Genomic DNA, 572 nt, shown 5'->3' on the forward strand with positions numbered 1-572 from the left:
CCAGTAAACTGAGAGTGTTCCGTATGACTACTGCTACTGACTCTATCGGAGAGTTCTTTTAAGTCATCAAATCGTTGCTGAACTTTATTTGTCATTAGATTTTCCTTTTAGCCACTATCCATTATTGTGCATAATCGATACAAGTATACCAGACTCTGTAGAATCATTTTAGATAACCTCACGGTGTTTGGTACAGTAACATTAACTTCCGCTAATCGCTCTTGAGGGACGCCATAATCAAATCTCCCACACCTCAGGAGGTTTGATTATGAACACGTCACCGTGGAACAAAAATCGTATCATCGGCCCAAAAAAGCCGCTTCAGATATCCCAAGTCTGGGGGATCCGCATCAGACTTGAGCTGAAAGGTAAAACGCGCGATTTGGCTCTGTTCAACATGGCTTTGGATAGTAAGCTTCGGGGCTGCGATCAGGTTAAGCTTAAAGTATCGGATGTTGCATATAGCGGTTCTGTTTCAAGCAGAGTAACTGTATTACAACAAAAGACCGGTAGCCCTGTCCAGTTTGAGTAACCAAAGGGACAAGAGAAGCAGTTGCTGCATTGATTAAGCT

At 42.8% G+C, this 572-nt stretch carries 1 pseudogene; it reads left to right on the forward strand.

Features of this window, described 5'->3' with window-relative positions:
• Nucleotides 1-268: 268 nt before the first annotated feature.
• Nucleotides 269-572: pseudogene (locus JHD74_RS25980) on the forward strand (integrase); the annotation flags it as partial.

This window comes from Serratia sp. ASV30, assembly GCF_016428815.1.
GTDB lineage: Bacteria > Pseudomonadota > Gammaproteobacteria > Enterobacterales > Enterobacteriaceae > Chania > Chania fonticola_C.